This is a genomic window from Nitrosomonas sp. (assembly GCF_024282095.1).
In the GTDB taxonomy this organism is placed as follows: Bacteria; Pseudomonadota; Gammaproteobacteria; order Burkholderiales; family Nitrosomonadaceae; genus Nitrosomonas.
The window spans coordinates 1-4,152 of record NZ_JAMWZS010000071.1; the positions used below are offsets into that span (position 1 = coordinate 1).

At 47.0% G+C, this 4,152-nt stretch carries 3 protein-coding genes; all 3 read right to left on the bottom strand.

The genetic code is table 11. The features are described from left to right. Positions 1–155 precede the first annotated feature (155 nt). Positions 156–623: an MEKHLA domain-containing protein gene (locus Q0K92_RS12830; RefSeq protein ID WP_297326188.1), complete on the bottom strand. Its 468-nt coding sequence runs from the start codon at positions 621–623 to the stop codon at positions 156–158. Between the two features lie 27 nt (positions 624–650). After that, positions 651–1,676, bottom strand: a complete 1,026-nt coding sequence (locus tag Q0K92_RS12835) for a PstS family phosphate ABC transporter substrate-binding protein (RefSeq protein ID WP_297326189.1) — start codon at positions 1,674–1,676, stop codon at positions 651–653. Positions 1,677–1,907: 231 nt separating this feature from the next. Further along, positions 1,908–3,665, bottom strand: coding sequence for a porin (locus tag Q0K92_RS12840; protein ID WP_297326190.1), 1,758 nt, complete (start codon positions 3,663–3,665; stop codon positions 1,908–1,910). Between the last annotated feature and the right edge of the window lie 487 nt (positions 3,666–4,152).

A 4,152-nucleotide genomic window follows, 5' to 3' on the forward strand; every position in this document is an offset into this window, starting at 1 on the left:
GATTCGAACCCGCGGTACGGTTTGAGCCGTACACACGCTTTCCAGGCGTGCACCTTAAGCCGCTCGGTCACTTCTCCGATCTATGATCAGCAGGGGGCAAAGAATAAACCAGATATTGTTTTCGGGCAAATTTGTTTTATTCTGGGAAGTTAAATTCAGCTTATATATTTCCAGGCAGAAAACATAGCGCCTTGTCCAACTGCGGTGCCGTCGGGTTTGTGGATGTTCCAGATGACGATTTTGTCAACCTGGAAGCGTTTACCGGTACTGGAAATTCTTATGCCGCTGTAATCAGAAATATAGCCTCGTGTTTTAACTTGTTCCAGCATGCGCGCGCGTTCTTCACGTTTGGCCGGCTCAGCGGTGAGACGGGAAGGGGTTTGCGTGAATTGCTGCCAGTCCATGACCCATAAATCCAGCGCCGTTTGATTACCGTAATTTAAGACGGGATCGTCTTCCACGCCGTGTGATGCCAACACAAGCGTGCTGTTAAATAATCGCTCGGCCTGTTCCAGCGGTGTGCCGCTGCGATCAATGAGTTCTTGTCGGACCCAATGGGCATAGCTGTCGAGTAAATACTGACACCATTGCACTATGTGTGGACTTGCCCAGTGGGTTTGCATCGCTGTCTAGTGTGATACGTGGATACACTAATAGTTATCGTATTCCAGTCGGCCTTCGCGTCGGATCAGTTCGTCGATCGTAAGACCCACTGCGGATACGCCATTGAATACTGTGCCCACTCTTTTCTTGTTAAAGTGCTCCAACATGGTGGTATAAGCTCTGGGCGGCAATGGGAAGAATTTGACTTCCTTTACCAGCAGCAGGGCGTTTTTCATATAAAATTCAACGAATTCTTTGATCTCAGGCTGCTCCGCCGCTTTGGCATTGACATAGATAAAAATAGGACGAGATAAAGGCTGATAACTGCCATTTTCAACGGTTTCGGCAGATGGAAGAACAGCACCTTTGCCTTTGCCATTATCTACCGCGACTGCACTCACTTTATTCTCATTTTCGATGTAATAGGCAAAACCAAAAAAACCTAATGCGTTTTTATTACTCGCCACGCCGTCTACCAATACATTGTCATTCTCGGATTCAGTGAAGTCGCTGCGGCTTGCTCTGGCTTTGCCGACAATGGCTTCGGTGAAGTAATCGTACGTTCCGGAATCTGCGTCTGCGCCATATAGTTTAAAGGCTTCATCAGGCCATGACGGGTTTATCTGATTCCACTTAGTGATTTTACCCTGGGCGGCGGGCTCCCATATTTTCTTCAATTCTGCGACAGTCATGCGCTTGCTCCAGTTGTTTTCCGGATTGACTGCCACGGTCAGGGCATCAAACGCTATCGGTATTTCGACATATTGCACCCGGGAATCTTTGCAATCCTTCATTTCATTTTTCAGGATAGGGCGGGAGGCATTCACGATATCGATCTCGCCGCGGCAGAATTTCTTGAAACCGCCACCGCTACCGGAGATATCAACCGATACTTTAACGGTGTCCTTTTTGGCGATCTCGAATTTGTCTGCGGCTGCTTTAGTGATGGGATATACAGTACTGGAGCCATCAATTTTGATAGTTGGCTGGGCAGTTGCAATGCTCGTGGCGCTTGCTAGTGCGCCTAATAAGAGAAATTTACTCAGTAGCTTAAGGTTGTATAGCTGTGGCATTTCACCCTCCATTTGTTTGAGATGGCTGTTGTGTGCACGGCAACTTCAGAGTTCATGCGTTAGATATTAGCGCATGTTTCTTGGCAATAACAGATTATTCCTGCGATAAGCATTCAAGACTGGCAAAACGAGCGGAAATCTGAATCTTGCCGGGAATTCATGAAGAATTCTGAATTCCCGGTTTGTGCACAATTTGAGCTATCCTGCTGATTAGCAGGCTGTTTGATGGCCTTAGAAATCGACTGTGACCTGTGTCAGGAATGCGCTCAAATCACCATTATTCCATCCGTTGGTGCGTGCGCCGGCGCCGCCGGAATAACCATCCGTATTGGTGATCGGTGTTCTCGCCGTGTTGATATCCAATACATGGATGATGTTGCTCTGGAATTTAACATTCGAGTGGGGATACCAGTTCAAGCCGAATCTGACCATATCCGCCTGACCGCCTTTGATCACGCCAGAGTTCATATTGATGTAATCGTAACCGGCAGCGATTTCCCATGCGCCCCAGCCTGAACCATTCCACTGAAACGGCCGGTTAGGTTTGATCCGATTTGCTGCACCGTTTCTAACGTGATAAGCCTTAGACTCGCCGGTTAAAAAGTAACTCGCAAAACCGTAGTAACCGGTCAAATGCTCGCTGTCATAACCAGTGCCATTGATATTGGTACGCAAATATTCGCCTTGTGCAGAGAAGGGGCCATAAACAAACCAGGCTTCCGCACCGTAGCGATCGTAACTGCTGACGCGGCGGTGATTGGGATCGGTGAGCGCCCCTGTACTTAGATTGCCGGTATTCAATATGTTGGTGCGATCCACGTTGGTTCCCGGGAACGCAAAGAATGACATGCCGCCACCGCCTCCATTCGATCCCTCACCAACCATAGTACCGTCAGCCCGGTATTGCGTGTTGACAGCTGTATGTCCGGCAGAAATACCGACATGCATGAATTTGGTTTCATCTTCCATCCACGGTCTGCCACTGACGCGACCGATACCTTGCCAGCCCGTGTCACCAGAGCCGTTATTGCGGCTTTGATTGCCGTTGGCATTCACTGAGGTGGAAGCGGCTGACCAAGCGCCAATAGGTTCTGTTTGGAAAGCCAGTCCGGTCTGCCAGCGTTGTACCGCGTAATTGACACCAATACCTGTTTTGTACGTATTGGGGTTGTCGACGAACGAGTTGACTGACATATGACGTTCAATGAAGGTGAGATAGCGGTTACTGGCCGCTTCTTCCAAACTGAACGGTTCCTTGAATGAACCGATTTTATAGGATAGCGCATTGGTATGATTTAACCGCACGAATGCATCGGTAATTCCGGATCCAACCGAACCATTGCCGCGGCTGAAGTCATATTCGAATTTGTAATCCCATATTTTGAAGAAAGTACCTTCAACACCCAAACGAGCACGACGGATATTCATGCCGCTATTCAACTCATTCGGCAGATTGGTCCCGGAAGCAGGGGCAGACTCATTGACGAAGTTGTATTGTGACGCGGGTTGTATCCGCCCATTGAGCGATACTGAGAAATTGCCATCTTTGGTTGACCAATGCAATCCGCGGTCATCAAAATTCCCATGTATTTTCTCAACTTCCTTGACGCGCTCTTCGAGTACTGAAACTTGGCCTTTAAGCTGTTCTTTCTCAGCCTTTTCCCGCAATCTTGTCAGGCGGTCACCCGTAGGTTTATTGCCCGCTTCCGCTCTTTGGCTTTCATAGCCTGAAGCTGATTCGATCGATTCTGTTTTCTTCGAAGACTCTGCTGCAGTTTGCGTTGGTGCTACGGGTACTTTGGATGTTTCTGTTTTAGCAGATGCTTGCCCGGATTTTTCGTACGTGCCCATATGCACCCGGCCAGGACCGGGTTCCGCAAAAATTTGTTTGGTTTTTGTATCAACATATAAATCCAACGCGTAAGCGTTTGATATGAAGCTCAAATTTGCGACAGCTACGATTGCCAAAATAAGTCTGAATGATTGCATGGTTTGTCTTTGATCCAGAGGTTGAAAAGTAACTCGTGTATAAGGTGGCAATCGTTATATCGCAGCAATGTTACAGTTTTGTGACAGTTGCAGTTTCTTTGCAGTTTTATGACAAATATTTTTATTCAGATTTGGGTATCAACTGGTTAACTACTTGAAATCAGAATTATTAATTCTTAAAATAGGCAATGCATCTGACGGTGTAGAATAATGACTAGAGTCAATGCATGAGCGGGTTTTCTTGAATGGATGGGAACTTTTATTACGAGAGAATCTGTCTAAATTAATGTCGAGTTGGAAGTTTGATTTTTCCATACGCGACACCTAATTCTATTAGCTAACTTACTAATTAATAGGAGGTATTAAAAATGGCAACAACATACGGCACAACCAGTGCAAGTTCGAGCGCGAGCTATGACATGTCGTTGTGGTACGACTCGAAGTACTACAAACTGGGCATGATAACGATGCTGCTGGTAGCGATATT

Excerpts from the sequence above, each read along its gene's own strand:
- Q0K92_RS12830 (WP_297326188.1), bottom strand. The coding sequence starts at position 623 with ATGCAAACCCACTGGGCAAGTCCACACATAGTGCAATGGTGTCAGTAT.
- Q0K92_RS12835 (WP_297326189.1), bottom strand. The coding sequence starts at position 1,676 with ATGCCACAGCTATACAACCTTAAGCTACTGAGTAAATTTCTCTTATTA.
- Q0K92_RS12840 (WP_297326190.1), bottom strand. The coding sequence starts at position 3,665 with ATGCAATCATTCAGACTTATTTTGGCAATCGTAGCTGTCGCAAATTTG.